The organism is Streptomyces sp. NPDC047022, from assembly GCF_040644155.1.
Taxonomy (GTDB): Bacteria; Actinomycetota; Actinomycetes; order Streptomycetales; family Streptomycetaceae; genus Streptomyces.
Genome location: NZ_JBEYVV010000005.1, coordinates 57,412 through 72,499, shown reverse-complemented (window position 1 = coordinate 72,499; position 15,088 = coordinate 57,412). Strand labels below are relative to the sequence as shown.

Sequence of the window (15,088 nt, the reverse complement as noted above, 5' to 3'; positions counted from 1 at the left end):
TCGGGAATCAGCACCCGATGTCCCGCGCCGTCACCCGTATCGGGGAGATTCCGTGCGGACGGGTGTGCGCCGCCGTCCCCGCGGAGATCCTCTGGCTGCGCATGGCACACGCTACGGGACGCCGGGGGAAGTGCAGAGGCAGTGGAGCGTGCACGGGAACACGAGGCGGAATACGAGGCGGAAGACGAGGGGGAGCGCGGCGACGCCGGACGGCGTACCGCGGCGGCGGGGCCTGCCCTGGAACTCCTGGTCCACGGGGTGGGCGGCGCCACGCCCGAGGAGATGCTGGGAGACCCGCGGACGGTACGGGTCAGCGGCGACGAGACCGCCGCCGTCTACCGCCGCGCCGCCGACGCCGGCGCGGAACGGCGTCCCGGCACCCGTGAGGGGCGCCCGGTGCCCGAGGCCTACGTCTGGTGCAACCTCACCTCCGGCAACGCGGCCCGCGCCCTGTGGCTGCTCCTGCTGCCCTTCATGGTGGCCAACCTCGCCCACTGGATGCGACCCACGACCAGCGGCCGGCAGCACACCGTCCGCCTGTACGGACTGATCGTCAGGCTCGTCGGGCTCACGCTGACGGTGCTGCTGGTGGCCGCCGCCTGCGAGGTCTCCCTGGACCTCACCGCCTGGCAGTGCGCGGGCGCCCCCGCGTGCGCGGGCCGCCACTCATGGCTGGGCTTCCTTTCACCGTCCGCCTCCGGCCACGGCTGGTGGAGCCTGCCGGGGCGCCGACTGGGCCTGGCGTCGCTGGTGCCCACCGCGCTCACCGGCCTGCTGTGGTACCTGTCGCATCGCACCTGGAGCGCCTACGAGTCCCAGGAGCCGATGGCACGCCCGGCCGGAACCGCATCCGGGGAGGAACCGCTCGGCACCGCCCTGGGGCGGCCCGGGTTCTGGTACGGCCGCAGGCTGGTGGCCCGGCTGCGCGCGGCGCACACCGCCGCCGGATTCCTCACCGTCGCCGCCGCGGTGGGCACCGCCGCCGCCCGCTACGACCGCCTGCACGGCTGCGTCGAACTCGAGGTCGTCGGCTGGCTCGTGAGCGCGGTCCTGCTGGCCGGTACGGCGGTCGTGGTGGGGGTCGTGTGCCGCCGGGGCCGCACCGAGGACCGGCTCGACCGGGACCCCGACTCCGAGGTGGTACGCCGGCTGCCCGCGGGCGCGTTCGTCCTGCTTCTCCTGACCATCGTGTACGCGGGCTGGTCGCGCCCCGGCTGGCGGTCGGCGGGCCGCTTGCCGACGGACGTCGCGTTCGGCGTACTCACCCTGGCACAGACGCTCCTGGTCCTGGCCCTGGCCGCCGCGGCCCATGTCCTGCACCGGACGCGTCCCGACACCCGCACCGCGATGCGCGGGCTGGCCGGACCCGCGGTCGCCCTGCTCGCCTGCGCGCTCGGCGGGGTGATGTCCTCGGGCGTCGCCCAGCGGGTCGCCGACTGGCTGGACGGAACCCGGCGGACCATGGCAGGTCCGCCCGTGCTGCTGACCTGGCAGGCATCGGCGATCCCGCCGCTGCTGCTCGTCCTGCTGTTCGTCGGAGCCCTGCTGGCCCGCCGCACGGTGCTGCTGCGCCGCGCCGAGCAGACCGCCGTCGAACTCGGCTATCCGGGCGAGCACAAGGAGCCGGCCAGGACCCTGCGCATCGCGGGCGCGCGTGCGATGGCCGCCCTCACCGACCGGGCCCCTCTGGTCGTCGCCGTCACCTACGCCACGACCCTGCTCCTGGGCGCTGCCACGCTGGTGGGCGCGTTCGCCACGGGTGACACGCCCGAGGGGGCCGCGGACACCATGCCGTCCCTGGTGCACGGCGCCGCGAGTGTCGCGCAGGCGCTCGGCTCCTGGCTGATCGGCCTCGGCCTCCTCCTCTTCGTCACCTGGGGGCGCCGCGCCTACAAGGACGCCTCCGCACGCCGCACCATCGGCATCCTGTGGGACGTGGGCACCTTCTGGCCGCGCGCCGCCCACCCCTTCGCTCCGCCCTGCTACGCCGAGCGTGCCGTGCCCGACCTGACGTGGCGCATGGCCACCTGGACGGACGCAACCGGCGGACGGCTCGTGCTCTCCGGCCACTCCCAGGGCAGCGTGCTGGCGGCGGCAGCCGCCTGGCAGCTCGAACCCGCCACCCGCAGACGGGTGGCCCTCCTGACCTACGGATCGCCCCTGGAGCGCCTGTACGGGCGCTGGTTCCCCGCGTACTTCGGCCCGGCGGCGCTCAGCGCGCTGCACCGCGAGGTCGCCTGCTGGCGCAACCTCCACCGCCTGACCGACCCGATCGGCGGCCCCGTAGGCCTGCCCGGCGAGTGCGGACCGCAGGTGGACCGCGCACCGCTGAAGGACCCCCTCGTCTACGGCCGCACAGGGGAACACCCGCTTCCCGCGCCGATCCTCGGCCACGGCGACTACCAGGCGGACCCGGCGTTCGGTGAGGAGCGCGAGCTGCTGCTCGCGCGCCTGCGGCCGGGGCTGCCGGGTCCGCGGTCCGCGGACACCCCTCCGGCCCCGGGAACGGAGCCCGGGGGAGTGGATCAGGGCAGCTCCGGCAGGTCCTCCGGATAGAGCAGCGTCAGGTCGTCCGTGCTCGGTTCCTCCATCTGGGCGACCCGGCCCGCGTGCCGCTCCAGCATCGCCTCGAAGGTCTGGCGCGCCGTGCGGCCGTTGCCGAACGCCGGGCCCTTCGGGATCTCCGTGAAGTACTTCAGCAGCGCCTCCGCGGTGCCCGGAGCCAGCCGGTACTCGTGCTCCTCGGCCTGCTGTCCCACGATCCGCAGCAGTTCCCCGGGGCTGTAGTCGCCGAAGGTGATGGTGCGTGAGAAACGGGACGCCACGCCTGGGTTGACGGAGAGGAAGCGCTCCATCTCCGTCGTGTACCCCGCGACGATCACCACCACCTCGTCCCGGTGGTCCTCCATCAGCTTCACGAGGGTGTCGATCGCCTCACGCCCGAAGTCGCGCCCGGAGTCCTCCGGCGACAGCGAATACGCCTCGTCGATGAACAGCACTCCGCCGCGCGCCCGGTCGAAGGCCTCCTGGGTGCGGATCGCGGTGGACCCGATGTGCTCGCCGACCAGGTCGACCCGGGACACCTCCACGAGGTGCCCCTTGTCCAGGACACCGAGCGTGGCCAGGATCTCGCCGTACAGCCGGGCGACCGTGGTCTTGCCCGTGCCGGGGGAGCCCGTGAACACCAGATGCCGCCGCGCCGATGCGGCCTTGAGGCCCGCCTGTTGCCTCCGGCGGCCCACCTCGATCATGTCGGTGAGCGCCCGCACCTCGCGCTTGACGCTCTCCAGGCCTACCAGCGCGTCGAGTTCCCCGAGCACGACCCGCGAGCTGCGCGAGGGCTTGTCCGCCTCCGGGACGGCCGCGACGATCTGTTCCTGCTCGGTCGTGCGCTGACCCGGGATGACACCCAGCAGTCCGGCGGGCCGGCCCGCGGTCTGCACGGCGGCCTCCTGCGACGCCGCGGACCGCACCTCGCTCTCGTCGCTCGTGCAGTCCTCGACGACGGCCGCGCCGCCGGAGGAACCCGGGCCGCCGTCCGTGAACTCGTAGCCCCCGCGCGCGCACCGCTCCGTACGGCACTTCCGCAGCGTGGCGCGGCAGCCGTCGATCACATGGAAGCCGTAGCCGTCGCTGCCCGTGACCCGGCAGTTCAGGAAGCTGCCCCGGCCGCCCGCCGACACATAGAAACCGGCCTCCGCGGGTGACGTCACCGTGCACCGCTCGATGGTGGGGTCGGCGCCCTTGGTGACGATCACGCCGGTCTGGGTGCCGTCGATGGTGCAGCCGGACAGGGTCCCGCCGCTGCCGTGGTCCCGGAACCAGGCGCCCGTGGCCGCCTCCCGGATCCGGCAGTCGTCGAGCTGGGCGGTGGCGCCGTCGCTCACCGACACCGCCGTGTTGCGCACCTGCGTGAGATCGCTGTCCACCACGTCCACGCGCGAGCCGCGGTCGAGGACGAACAGGGCGTCCGGCACATCGTGCACCCGGCACGAGTCCAGCACCGCGGTGGCGCCGTCGCTGACCCACACCGCCGGATAGTCCCCGGTGCTGTCGAAGATCTCGCACTGGTTGGCGTCCACGCGGGTGCCCGGGTCCCACACCGACAGGCCGTTGCGGCCGAACTGACGCACCGTCGTGCGGGTCAGTGTGAGCACCGAGCGGGAACGCAGGTCGATCGCGTTCTCCGGGATGTCATGGATACGGCAGTCGGCGAGCGTGAGGACCGCGTCCGTGTCGAGCGTGACGCCGTCAGCGGTCGTGCGGTGCACGGCGCAGTCCGTCAGCTGTGCCGTGGCGAGCGCGGTGACCTGCACACCTGAGCCGCGGATCTCGTACACCTCGCACCCCACGGCCTCCAGCGAAGTGTTCTCACCGGTGGCAGACAGGCCCGCGCCCGAGGCGTGGTGCACCCGGCAGCGCTCCAGCCGCGGACGCCCGCCGCCGCGGACCGCGACGCCCGACTGGGCGGCGGCCATGACCTCGCACTCCTCGAACACCCCGCCACCGCCGTCCACGACGGCGATGCCGACGCCCGCCGGATTGTCGACGGTGCAGCGCCGCACCGTGGGCCGGGCGCCGCCACGGACCTCGATGCCGACCGCGGACCGGGTCATGATCCGCAGGTCCGCCAGCTCGGGCGTGCCCTCCTCGACGAGCAGCGCAGGCGCCGCCGCGTCCTGGCCCTCGATGTGCAGGTCCTGCACCACGGCGGAGGCCCGTACCGTCAGCGGAACCCCGTCCGCCGGGGCGAGGCGCACGGAGCCGGGAGAACCCTCGGGTCCGCGCAGCGTCACCGCCCGCTCGATGACGAGGTTCTCCCGGTAGGTGCCCGGGGCGACGGTGAGGACGTCTCCGTCGCCTGCGGCCTCCAGCGCGGCGGCGAGTGACGCGTACTCACCTGTGCGGCGCCGCCACCGCGATGTGCCGGTGTGTGTCACCTGGACGGTGCCCTGTGCCATGGCGCTGTTGTGCCCCCACCTCGTACTCACGCGGGTTCTCGCGAAGATGCCGAACGGCCGAACGGTCCGGCCGGTCCACCGTAGCGTGCGCGGAGGCCCTCGGTTGACGGGAGCCGGAAGGCGGTCAACTCCCCGTTCCGGTGCGGCCCCAGTCCGGGCCCGCCTTGTCCCATGCCTGGTCCCAGCGTGCGTAGCGGCGGCGGACCATCCGCCAGACGACCAGGCGGCGGCCGCTTTCTATGAGCCCCGCGGTCAGCAGGGCCGCGCCCGCGCCCGCCAGCACGGCGTGTGCCGTGGCGGTGGCACGGTCCAGCGGACGGGCCGCTATTCGGCCGTGATCGTCCGTCCACAGAGGGAAGTGGTCGCCGGGATGCGGCGATTTGAGCCGTGTGAGGACCGTGCCGCGCAGCGCGGTGCCGTCCGGCGCGGTCCAGTCGGCGATCACGCGGGATCCCGCGCTGCCCGACGTCGGGGACTCCGGATCCGGCTCCGACACGATGCTCTGGAGCGTCGTGACGACGGTGGCCGCCACCAGATGCCGGGTGTGCCGCTGGGCCCGCACGGACTTCTGCAGGGATTGCTGTGCGACCGTCCCGATCACCGCCCCGGCGGCGGGCGCGGCGACGAGAACCAGCAGCAGGGCGACGAGCGCCACCCATGCCTCGGCCAGATCGGTGCCACGGCGCAGAGGATTGCTCCGCCAGCGCCACAGACCCGTGATTGCCCGCACGGTCCTGCACCCCCCTTCCCCGCCCGTCTTACCCCAGCGCCCCGCCCCGCGCCACCGAGTCCCGGCAGGCGGGAGCGGCACGACGCGTCTCCCGTCTCATGTGCCTCTCATGAACTCCCTACACCGCCTCAACGACCGTGTGTATCCGCCTGGTTCCCCTCCGAAGCGGGAATCCGGGAACATTTTCCGGAGCCGTTCGCCTCGGCAGCTCCGGATCCGCGCTACTCGGTCCGCTCGAGAACCGTGAACGGATCTCCGACGCGGAGGGTGCCCGTGGTCTCCGGCACGAGGTTCTGGCCGAAGATGAGTCCGTCGCCGAAGCGGCGATGGCGGGCGAGCGTGCGCAGCGGCTCCTTGCCGCGCTCGGCGCTGCCTTGGTCGGTGGTGGTCACGACGCAGCGCGCGCACATCTTGGCGACCCTGAAGGTGACCTCCCCGATGGCGATGCGGCGCCAGTTGTCCTCCGCCCAGGGGGCGGTGCCCGCGAGGACGACGTTCGGACGGAACCGGTTCATGGGCAGCGGCCCCTCGCCGGGGAGATCGCCCTGCTCGATCAAGGCATTGAGGGCGTCGAGCGAGGAGAGTGTGGTGAGCAGCAGCGGGTAGCCGTCGGCCAGACTGACCATCTCGCCCGGGCGTGCGTACGGCGGATCGTCGATGGGGCGGCGGACGGCGGGATCGTCGAGGTGGACGAGGGTCACGCCCTGGCCGAGGTACGCGCTGAACCAGTCGCTCGCACCCGGTGCCGCGGCGACCGTCTCGATCTTCGTCCCCGACCACTTCGCGGTCGTCATGGCCGCCGGCTCGGGTACATCGATGACCAGCGGCTCCCGGCCGGGCGCCGACACACGGATTCCGCCGCCGGGCAGAAGCCCGGCGGCGGCCAAGGCCAGGCGCGGCTGCTCGCGTTGGGTGACGATCCTGCCCGCCCGGTCGATCAGCGCCCAGCGCCGGTCCCCGGCCAGCCCCCATGGCTCCACCGCGGCCTCCTGCGGAGTCAGAGCCCGCAGCGCCTTGACCGGGTGGACGTGAATCGAGTGCAGCGCTGGTGTCGGCATGAGGCCATCGTGCCACCGGGCACCGACGGCCTCATCCCGTGATGCGGATCAGTACCCGCGGTACTGCTGCCCGTTGTTGTACGGGTCCTGGTACGGCGCAGGGGCCGGACGCGGTGCCGCCGGGCGCATCGCCTCGTAGCCCGTGGACTGGGGCATGGGGCGGGGCTGCTGCATCTGCTGGGGACCCGGGTAGCCGCGCGGACCCGCCTGCTGGGGGATGTACGCGGTGGGGGCCTGGTACAGCGGCGCGGGCTGCTGAGCCTGCGGGTAGCCGTAGGCAGGCATCTGCGGGGAGGGCGCGGCCGGGAGCGCGGGCAGCGCGGACGGCAGCGCGGGCAGGTTGCTGCCCGGCATGTCGTACGCCGAGGGGACCCGGATCGGGGCGATCTGAGGGGTACCCCGCTCGGCGACGAGCGAGTCGTAGATCGGGGTGTCCGGGAAGGGCGACGCGGAGTAGTAGCCGCCGCCATAGGTGGAGCGGGGGGAGGTCATGGCACATAAGTTAAGCCAACGATGTGCTGGTTGGGGAGACCGATAAGAGGGTTGTTTTCCGTGCCCGGGGTGACGTGGGATCCCCAATGCGAGCGAAGTTGGCAAAAAAGGGCAGCAAACGGCGTTGGGATTCTGTAAAGCCCGAGTTCCCAGGCGGTTACCGGCGGTTGGCCAGGGGAGTTCCGGAGCGGGTCATGGGAGGCCGGGGCCTTTCGGAATAGGTTGACCGGGACGCATGGAACACACGAGCCGTACCTCGGGCCGGGGCGGCGACACTCGATGGGGGCGGACATGTCAATGACGAAGGGTTCGAATCTGCAGGTGCCGACGACGGCGCTGCGCGTCGAACTCGGCTGGCGTTCCGGACCCGGCGTCCCCGACGCCGACGCCTCGGCGCTGCTGCTGGTGTCCCGGAAGGTCCGTACCGACGCCGACTTCGTCTTCTACAACCAGCCCGCGCACTCCTCCGGCGCGGTGCGTCACGAGGGAAAGCGGGACGTCGGCGGCCAGGTGACGGACACGCTCCTGGTCGACCTCGCGGGTCTGGAACCCGTCGTCGAGACCGTGGTGCTCGCGGCATCCGCCGACGGAGGAACGTTCGGACAGGTGCCCGGCCTGCACATTCGTGTGACCGACGCGCTGCAGGGCACGGAGATCGCACGCTTCGACCCCACCGCCACCGTCGAGACCGCGTTCGTTCTCGGGGAGTTCTACCGCCGTCAGGGTGCCTGGAAGTTCCGCGCCGTGGGCCAGGGATACAGCAGCGGACTCGAGGGCCTGGCCACGGACTACGGGATCACCGTCGACGAGCCCCAGCACGCCGCGCCGCCGCCCGCGCCCGTCACACGTGTGGACTGGCCGAGCGCTCCGCCGGCACCGGCACCGGTACAGGCACCCGGACCTGAGCCGCGGCCCGTCACCGCGCCCCCGCCCCCGCCCTCGGCCCCCGCTCCGTCCTACGGCACGCCGCCCTCACCGTCCACGGCTCCGGTCAGGCTCACCAAGGTCACGCTCACCAAGCAGTCCCCCTCGGTCTCGCTGGCCAAGCAGGGCGGCAGCTCCGGCGCCATGCGCGTCAACCTCAACTGGCAGATGCGCAAGCAGTTCTCGGGCTGGGGCAGCAAGCTGGGCCGGGCCGTGGCCCAGCATGCCGACCTGGACCTGGACCTGTGCGCCCTCTACGAGCTGTCCGATGGCAGCAAGGGGGTCGTCCAGGCCCTCGGCAACGCCTTCGGGGCGCTGCACCAGCCGCCGTACATCCACCTCGACGGCGACGACCGCACGGGCTCCGTGGAGAGCGGCGAGAACCTCACCATCAACCTCGACCGCAAGCAGAGCTTCCGGCGGATCCTCATCTTCGTGACCATCTACGAGGGCGCCCGCTCCTTCGCCGACCTGCACGCGACGGTCAGCCTCCAGCCGCAGCACGGCGCGCCGGTCGAGTTCTTCCTCGACGAGTGCACGGTTCCCTCGACCGTGTGCGCGCTCGCCCTGATCACCAACAACGGCGGTGACCTGATCGTCCAGCGAGAGGCCCGCTACCTGGTCCCGGACCGCGGCGTCAGCCCGCAGCGCACGATCGACCGCGCCTACGGGTGGGGCATGAACTGGAGTCCCGGCAGGAAGTGACCGGCCCCGCCGCCCGGCTCTGGGGGACGTCAGGGTCAGCTCTCCTCGAGCGCCGCGTCCGGGCGGGCGTAGGTGCGGCCCTTCCAGGCCGCCCCGCGCCCGCGGTGGTGCCGCACCGCCGAGTCGACCGTCATGAGGAGGTACAGGAACGCCGTGACGGGGAGCAACAGTGCGAGCCACGGCGGCTGGCGGTAGTAGCGCAGCATCGGGATGTACGTCGCCGTCATCACCAGCTTCGCCAGACCGCCGGTCACGAGCGCGGCAAGGTTCCCCGAGGCGATGCCCGTGACCAGTGCGACGGACGGCATCAGATAGACGAGGGCGAGGCCGAGCACCGTGCCGACGAGCAGCAGCGGGCTGTACCTCAGCTGGGCGTACGCGCTGCGCGCGACCATCTGCCACAGGTCGTGAAGCCGCGGACAGGGGCGCACGCTGTCCACGCCGTCCGCGAGCCCGAGCCAGATGTGACCGCCGCTGTCCTTCACCGCCCGGGCGAGCGCCACATCGTCGATGACCGCCTGCCGGATGGCGTCGGGGATCCCCGCCCGCTCGGCGGCCTCGGTGCGCAGCAGCACACAGCCGCCCGCCGCGGCGGCCGTCCTGGTCCGCCACATCGCGATACGGCGGAAGGGATACAGCTGGGCGAAGAAGTACACGAACGCCGGTACGACCAGCCGCTCCCAGACGCTGTCCACCCGCAGCCGGGCCATCTGCGAGACGAGGTCGAAGCCACCGGTGCGGGACGCCGCCACCAACTCGCGCAGGCTGTCGGGAGCATGGGCGATGTCGGCGTCCGTCAGCAGCAGATATTCGGGTTCACGCGCGCGTGCGAGGGCGATTCCATGACGTACCGCCCACAGCTTCCCGGTCCAGCCCGCAGGCGGCGGGCCGGGGGAGGCGACGGTGAGCGGCAGCCCTCCGTGCAGGTCCGCCAGCTCTCGGGCCAGCTCCCCTGTGCCGTCCGTGCTGCCGTCGTCGATCAGGAAGACCTCGGCGAGCCCCGGATAGTCCTGTGCGAGCAGGGAGGGAAGGCTGTGCGGCAGCACCGCGGCCTCGTCCCGCGCCGGCACGACGACGCACACCGAGGGCCAGTCGTCCGGGTCCTGGCGAGGTGGCAGCCGGACATCCGTGCGCCAGTAGAAGCCCTGGCACAGCAGCAGCCACAGCCAGGCGACAAGGGACCCCGAGGCACTCCACACAATGGCGCTCACGCGCGCAGTCTGCCCCACGGAGGGGCGGATTGTGGCGCATCGTCTATCGTGGCCTGGTGAAGATCGCGCTCATGGACTCCGGACTCGGCCTGCTTCCCGCCGCTGCCGCGATACGCCGCCTGCGGCCCGACGCGGATCTCGTGCTCTCCTGGGACCCCGACGGAATGCCCTGGGGGCCGCGTACCCCCGAGGACATCACCGAGCGCGCCCTCGCGGTCGCCGGGGCCGCCGCCGCGCACGACCCCGATGTGCTGATCGTCGCCTGCAACACCGCGTCCGTGCACTCCCTGCCCGCGATGCGCGCCCGCTTCGAACCCGATCTGCCGATCATCGGAACGGTTCCTGCGATCAAGCCGGCCGCGGCGGGCGGCGGACCCGTCGCGATCTGGGCCACGCCCGCCACCACGGGAAGCCCCTACCAGCGCGGTCTCATCCGGGACTTCGCTGACGGGGTCTCCGTCGCCGAGGTGCCGTGCCCCGGACTCGCGGACGCCGTGCACCACGCGGACGCCCCGGGGGTCGAAGCCGCCATCGCAGCCGCCGCCTCGCTCACTCCCGAAGACATCACGACCGTCGTGCTCGGCTGCACCAACTACGAACTGGTGGCCGACCGCATCCGCGAGGCCCTCCAGAAGCCCGGCCTCCCCCCGCTCATCCTGCACGGTACGGCCGGCGCGGTGGCCGCCCAGGCGCTGCGCCGCATCGGGGAGAGCGCGGACCCGGGGGCCCCCGCCTCGAACTCCCTGACGGTGCTGCTGAGCGGTCGCGAGGGCGTCCTCCCGGCCGAGGCTCTGACCTATGCCGAGGGCAGGCTCCTGCAAGAGGTCAGCCCGGCCCGCTGAGCGAGCGCGCCCTCAGCGCGCCTGAACCGCCGCCGGGACCAGTGACTCTCCGCGACCCCGTGCCCCCGTTCCGGAATCTCGGTACGCTCGTGGCATGAGGGAGCACCCCCAGGGCGACCCCGACATCTGGACGGGACGCGCGACCAACCGTGCGCAATGGCTGCTGGCGCTGGGCGGCGCCGCCTGCATGGCGCTCGGTATCGAACTGGCCGTCGAGTCCGCGTGGACGTCCGGCATCGTTCCCTTGGTGATGTCCGTCGTCGGCTGCATCGCGGCCGGGGTGCTGGTCCTCTTCGGCACCCTCGCCTTCGTGCACGTCGCCGTGAAGGTCGACAAGGACTCCCTCGAGGTGAGGTGCGGCCATATCGGACTGCCACGCCGGCGTATCCCGCTGGCGCTGGTCGCGGGCGCCGAATTCGTCCCCCGGGTCACGCCACGGCAGTGGGGAGGCTGGGGCTACCGCTGGCGGCCCGAGAAGGGCACCGCCGTCATCGTGCGCCGGGGTGAGGGAGTCGTCCTGCGCCTCTGGGACGGCCACACGTTCACGATCACGGTGGACAATGCCGAGACAGCGGTACGCGTGATCCGGGCCCGACTGCGCCCAGGACTCCCCGGCGCCACGCACTGACCGCGCGCGTCACGGAGCCCCGGTGCCATGCGGCGGCCTCTTCAAGGCTCGACCGGCCGCCCGTACCACCCCTCCTGTCCCTCCTCCCGCCCGGCTTCCCGCTCGTCCGCCAGCGGGCGGGCCGTCGCGATGCCGGCGAGCACGCCCGCCCCCGCCGTCACCGTCGTGAAGCTGAGCGCGTCGCCCACCGAAGCGATCACCGCCAGGGCCGTGAGCGCGGCGCCGGCCGTGAGGGCGATCGGGGTGGGGCGCCGGGTGCGCCACAGCGCGAACAGGGCCCAGCAGTAGACGGCGGCGAGAAGGGCCGCTCCGGGCAGCCCCTGTTCCGCTGCCTGCTGGAGCAGGGCCGAGTGGGGCCTGCCGTCGGGTACGGCGGACTGATGTGCCTCGGTGCTCAGCTCGGCGAAGCGTCCGGGGCCGCCTCCGGAAGCCGGATTGCGGTGGGCCAGGGTGAGCGCGTCGCGCCACAGCAGCACGCGGTGGCCGCTGAGCCGGTCCTCGAGGAAGGTGTCGAGGCCATGGGGTCCGACCTGCTCCGCCACCGCCCAGGCCGCCGCCGTCACCAGGGCCGACACCAGTGCGAAGGCGGCCAGTGCCGGAGCGCGGTGCCGCATCCGGTCCGCGGCGAGCGAGCACAACAGGACGCCGACGCAGGCCACCAGACCCGTCGTGGAGCCGAGCACCGCGGCGGTCACCGTGATTCCCGCGGCCCCGAGGGACATCGCGAACCGCTGTGCCGGGCGGCGTGCCGCCCACGCGGCGCAGCACGCCGCCCCTGTGGCGAGCGTCAGCAGCGCGGCGACCGCGCCCATGTTCCCCAAGGGCGTACCGAACTGCGGCCTCGTCGCGTGATACGGGGCGGCGATGGCGAGCCCGACCCCGGCCAGTGCCCCCGCCACGGGCGCGGCGACCGGCAGGAGCGCACCGAGGATGCGTCCGGAGGCGTAACCGGCGGCGACGGCGAGCACCGAGAGCAGAACGCCCTCGGGCCGGCCTCCGTGCGCGGCGGCCGTGATCAGGGACCAGCCCGCGCAGGCGCCGAGCAGGAGGACACCCGTCGTGTCCGATGCGCCGCGTCTCTCGCCCTCCGCGTCCGCGGTCTGCGCCGCGGACGCCGTTCCTGTGGATCCCACCCTGCCGCCCCCCTGGCCGGTCCCGACCGCCGACCGTGTCCGAGCCGCATGCCTCAGGCTCGGGCACACGGTAACGGGTGATGCGCCGGTTTGTGGGCGAGTTGCGCAGGAACGATACGGCAACGGGGCCGCGAGAGGCGGCGCCGAAGGGCGCGGAGCGGTTCGGCCAGGCCGCGGACCGAACTGTCGGCGGATCGGTCACGCACCGTACACTCACCCAGGTGACCGTCACCGCAACTTCCGTGGACGAGCGGGAGCAGCTCGAACCCCAGGCCGATTCCACGCCCCGTGGTCTGCGCAGGGTCCGGCGTCTCGTTCCGGCCGCCACCGCGGCGCTCTCCGGCGTACTGCTCTATGCCAGCTTCCCGCCCCGGCCCCTGTGGTGGCTGGCCCTGGTGGCCTTCGCCGTCCTCGGCTGGGTCCTGCGCGGCCGCACCTGGAAGGCGGCCCTCTGCCTCGGCTATCTCTTCGGGCTCGGCTTTCTGCTGCCGCTGCTCGTGTGGACCGGGGTCGAGGTCGGCCCCGGCCCGTGGCTCGCGCTCGTGGCGGTGGAAGCGGTCTTCGTAGCCCTGGTCGGTGTGGGCATCGCGCTGGTCTCCCGGCTGCCGGCCTGGCCGCTGTGGGCGGCGGCCGTATGGATCGCAGGGGAGGCGGCCCGGGCGCGGGCGCCGTTCGGCGGATTCCCCTGGGGAAAGATCGCCTTCGGCCAGGCCGACGGAGTCTTCCTGCCGCTCGCCGCGGTCGGCGGCACCCCGGTGCTCGGCTTCGCCGTCGTGCTGTGCGGCTTCGGCCTGTACGAGGTCGTGCGTGTCGTCGTGGAGGGACGGCGCGGTGGCGCACTGCGGCGCGGCGCGGCCGTCGCCGCGCTGATCAGCGTCGCCGCGCCCGTGGCGGGCGCCGTGGCCGCGCGTTCCCTGGTCAGCGACAAGGCCGAGAACGGCACCGCGACGGTCGCCGTCATCCAGGGAAACGTGCCGCGCGCCGGACTCGAGTTCAACGCGCAGCGCCGGGCCGTCCTCGACTACCACGCGCGGGAGACCGAGCGCCTGGCCGAGCGGGTCAAGGCGGGCAAGGTACCCCGGCCCGATCTCGTACTGTGGCCCGAGAACTCCTCCGACGTCGACCCCTTCGCCGACGCGGACGCGGCAGCCGTGATCGAGGACGCCGCCAAGGCGATCGGTGTCCCCATCTCCGTCGGCGGTGTGGTCGAGCGCGACGGCAAGCTCTACAACGAGCAGATCCTGTGGGACCCCGCCAAGGGACCCGTGGACACCTATGACAAGCGGCAGGTGCAGCCGTTCGGCGAGTACCTCCCCCTGCGTTCACTCCTCGGCGCCATCAACAAGAACTGGACGTCGATGGTGCGCCAGGACTTCAGCCGGGGTCACAAGCCGGGCGTGTTCACCATGGCGAACGCCAAGGTCGGGCTCGTCACCTGCTACGAGGCCGCCTTCGACTGGACCGTACGCAGCACCGTCACCGACGGGGCGCAGCTGATCTCGGTGCCCAGCAACAACGCGACGTTCGACCGCAGCGAGATGACCTACCAGCAGCTGGCCATGTCCCGGGTGCGCGCGGTGGAGCACAGCCGCACCGTCACCGTGCCGGTGACCAGCGGGGTCAGTGCCGTGATCATGCCGGACGGGAAGATCACCCAGCGGACCGGCATGTTCGTGGCCGCCTCACTCGTCCAGAAGGTGCCGCTGCGCTCCTCCGAGACGCCCGCCACACGGCTCGGCACCCTGCCCGAGCTGTTGCTCGTGCTTCTCGCGGCCGGCGGCCTCGGCTGGGCGGCGGTCTCGTCGGTGCGCTCTCGCCGCGCTTCGGCCCGCGAGGACGCCCCGGCTCACGAGCAGGAGGTTGCGGAACCGGCCGGTTAGGGTCGGATCATGGCAACTCCCGACTTCATCAAGACCATCCGGGCCTCGGCCGGCCATCAGTTGTTGTTGCTTCCGGGCGTCACCGCCATCGTCCTCGACGACGACGGCAGGGTGCTGCTGGGACGGCGTGCCGACACCCGCAGGTGGTCGGTGATCGGCGGCATCCCCGAGCCCGGGGAACAGCCCGCGGCCTGCGCCGTGCGCGAGGTGTACGAGGAGACGGCCGTGCACTGCGTCCCCGAGCGGGTGGTCCTCGTCCAGGCACTGGAACCAATGACCTACGCCAATGGCGACGTGTGTCAGTACATGGACATCACGTTCCGCTGCCGGGCCGTGGGCGGTGAGGCACGCGTCAATGACGACGAGTCGGTGGACGTCGGGTGGTTCACGCTGGACGCGCTGCCGGAGCTGAACGAGTTCGGGCTGTTCCGGATCAAGCAGGCACTGTCGGACGCACCCACCTGGTTCAATCCCGCGATTCCGCTCTGAAGGGTTCCGCTCCGAAGACGGGACGGCCGGGCAGC

General features: G+C 72.6%; 12 protein-coding genes. 6 read left to right on the top strand and 6 right to left on the bottom strand.

Annotated features, from left to right (window positions below; translation table 11 throughout):
• The first annotated feature begins 282 nt into the window (after positions 1-282).
• On the top strand, positions 283-2,556 hold the full coding sequence (locus ABZ845_RS08375; RefSeq protein WP_360975183.1) for a hypothetical protein: 2,274 nt from the start codon (positions 283-285) through the stop codon (positions 2,554-2,556).
• Here ABZ845_RS08375 and ABZ845_RS08370 read toward each other — a convergent pair.
• The 4 genes from ABZ845_RS08370 to ABZ845_RS08355 form a co-directional block, all read right to left on the bottom strand.
• Positions 2,526-4,961 (bottom strand): right-handed parallel beta-helix repeat-containing protein, encoded by a 2,436-nt coding sequence (locus ABZ845_RS08370; protein WP_360974662.1) that lies wholly within the window; start codon positions 4,959-4,961, stop codon positions 2,526-2,528. The genes ABZ845_RS08375 and ABZ845_RS08370 overlap by 31 nt on opposite strands.
• Before the next feature lie 124 nt (positions 4,962-5,085).
• Entirely contained in the window at positions 5,086-5,691 is a 606-nt protein-coding gene (locus ABZ845_RS08365) for a hypothetical protein (RefSeq protein ID WP_360974659.1), read from the bottom strand.
• Between the two features lie 221 nt (positions 5,692-5,912).
• Positions 5,913-6,749: an MOSC N-terminal beta barrel domain-containing protein gene (locus ABZ845_RS08360; protein ID WP_360974656.1), complete on the bottom strand. Its 837-nt coding sequence runs from the start codon at positions 6,747-6,749 to the stop codon at positions 5,913-5,915.
• Between the two features lie 48 nt (positions 6,750-6,797).
• Positions 6,798-7,241: a DUF6643 family protein gene (locus ABZ845_RS08355; RefSeq protein ID WP_360974653.1), complete on the bottom strand. Its 444-nt coding sequence runs from the start codon at positions 7,239-7,241 to the stop codon at positions 6,798-6,800.
• Between the two features lie 291 nt (positions 7,242-7,532).
• Between ABZ845_RS08355 and ABZ845_RS08350 the strand changes: the two genes are divergently transcribed.
• On the top strand, positions 7,533-8,870 hold the full coding sequence (locus ABZ845_RS08350) for a TerD family protein (RefSeq protein WP_360974650.1): 1,338 nt from the start codon (positions 7,533-7,535) through the stop codon (positions 8,868-8,870).
• A 35-nt stretch (positions 8,871-8,905) separates the two neighbouring features.
• Here ABZ845_RS08350 and ABZ845_RS08345 read toward each other — a convergent pair whose 3' ends face one another.
• Entirely contained in the window at positions 8,906-10,099 is a 1,194-nt protein-coding gene (locus ABZ845_RS08345; protein WP_360974647.1) for a glycosyltransferase, read from the bottom strand.
• A 53-nt stretch (positions 10,100-10,152) separates the two neighbouring features.
• On the opposite strand from ABZ845_RS08345, the gene ABZ845_RS08340 reads away from it, so the two are divergent.
• Positions 10,153-10,923 (top strand): aspartate/glutamate racemase family protein, encoded by a 771-nt coding sequence (locus ABZ845_RS08340; protein ID WP_360975180.1) that lies wholly within the window; start codon positions 10,153-10,155, stop codon positions 10,921-10,923.
• A gap of 94 nt (positions 10,924-11,017) precedes the next feature.
• Positions 11,018-11,551 (top strand): hypothetical protein, encoded by a 534-nt coding sequence (locus ABZ845_RS08335; RefSeq protein WP_360974645.1) that lies wholly within the window; start codon positions 11,018-11,020, stop codon positions 11,549-11,551.
• A gap of 41 nt (positions 11,552-11,592) precedes the next feature.
• On the opposite strand, the gene ABZ845_RS08330 is transcribed toward ABZ845_RS08335, so the two are convergent.
• A complete protein-coding gene (locus tag ABZ845_RS08330) occupies positions 11,593-12,684 on the bottom strand; it encodes an O-antigen ligase family protein (RefSeq protein ID WP_360974642.1) in 1,092 nt (363 codons plus the stop codon).
• Positions 12,685-12,905: 221 nt separating this feature from the next.
• Here ABZ845_RS08330 and lnt point away from each other — a divergent pair, with 221 nt between their 5' ends.
• Both lnt and ABZ845_RS08320 read left to right on the top strand, forming a co-directional pair.
• Positions 12,906-14,564 (top strand): apolipoprotein N-acyltransferase, encoded by a 1,659-nt coding sequence (gene lnt / locus ABZ845_RS08325; protein ID WP_360974639.1) that lies wholly within the window; start codon positions 12,906-12,908, stop codon positions 14,562-14,564.
• A gap of 9 nt (positions 14,565-14,573) precedes the next feature.
• Positions 14,574-15,053, top strand: coding sequence for an NUDIX domain-containing protein (locus tag ABZ845_RS08320; RefSeq protein ID WP_360974636.1), 480 nt, complete (start codon positions 14,574-14,576; stop codon positions 15,051-15,053).
• Positions 15,054-15,088 lie beyond the last annotated feature (35 nt).

Bases quoted from the DNA above. Each gene is read 5' to 3' on its own strand.
- ABZ845_RS08335 (WP_360974645.1), top strand. From the start codon at position 11,018: ATGAGGGAGCACCCCCAGGGCGACCCCGACATCTGGACGGGACGCGCG.
- ABZ845_RS08375 (WP_360975183.1), top strand. From the start codon at position 283: ATGCTGGGAGACCCGCGGACGGTACGGGTCAGCGGCGACGAGACCGCC.
- ABZ845_RS08360 (WP_360974656.1), bottom strand. From the start codon at position 6,749: ATGCCGACACCAGCGCTGCACTCGATTCACGTCCACCCGGTCAAGGCG.
- ABZ845_RS08320 (WP_360974636.1), top strand. From the start codon at position 14,574: ATGGCAACTCCCGACTTCATCAAGACCATCCGGGCCTCGGCCGGCCAT.
- ABZ845_RS08350 (WP_360974650.1), top strand. From the start codon at position 7,533: ATGTCAATGACGAAGGGTTCGAATCTGCAGGTGCCGACGACGGCGCTG.
- ABZ845_RS08370 (WP_360974662.1), bottom strand. From the start codon at position 4,961: ATGGCACAGGGCACCGTCCAGGTGACACACACCGGCACATCGCGGTGG.
- ABZ845_RS08355 (WP_360974653.1), bottom strand. From the start codon at position 7,241: ATGACCTCCCCCCGCTCCACCTATGGCGGCGGCTACTACTCCGCGTCG.
- ABZ845_RS08340 (WP_360975180.1), top strand. From the start codon at position 10,153: ATGGACTCCGGACTCGGCCTGCTTCCCGCCGCTGCCGCGATACGCCGC.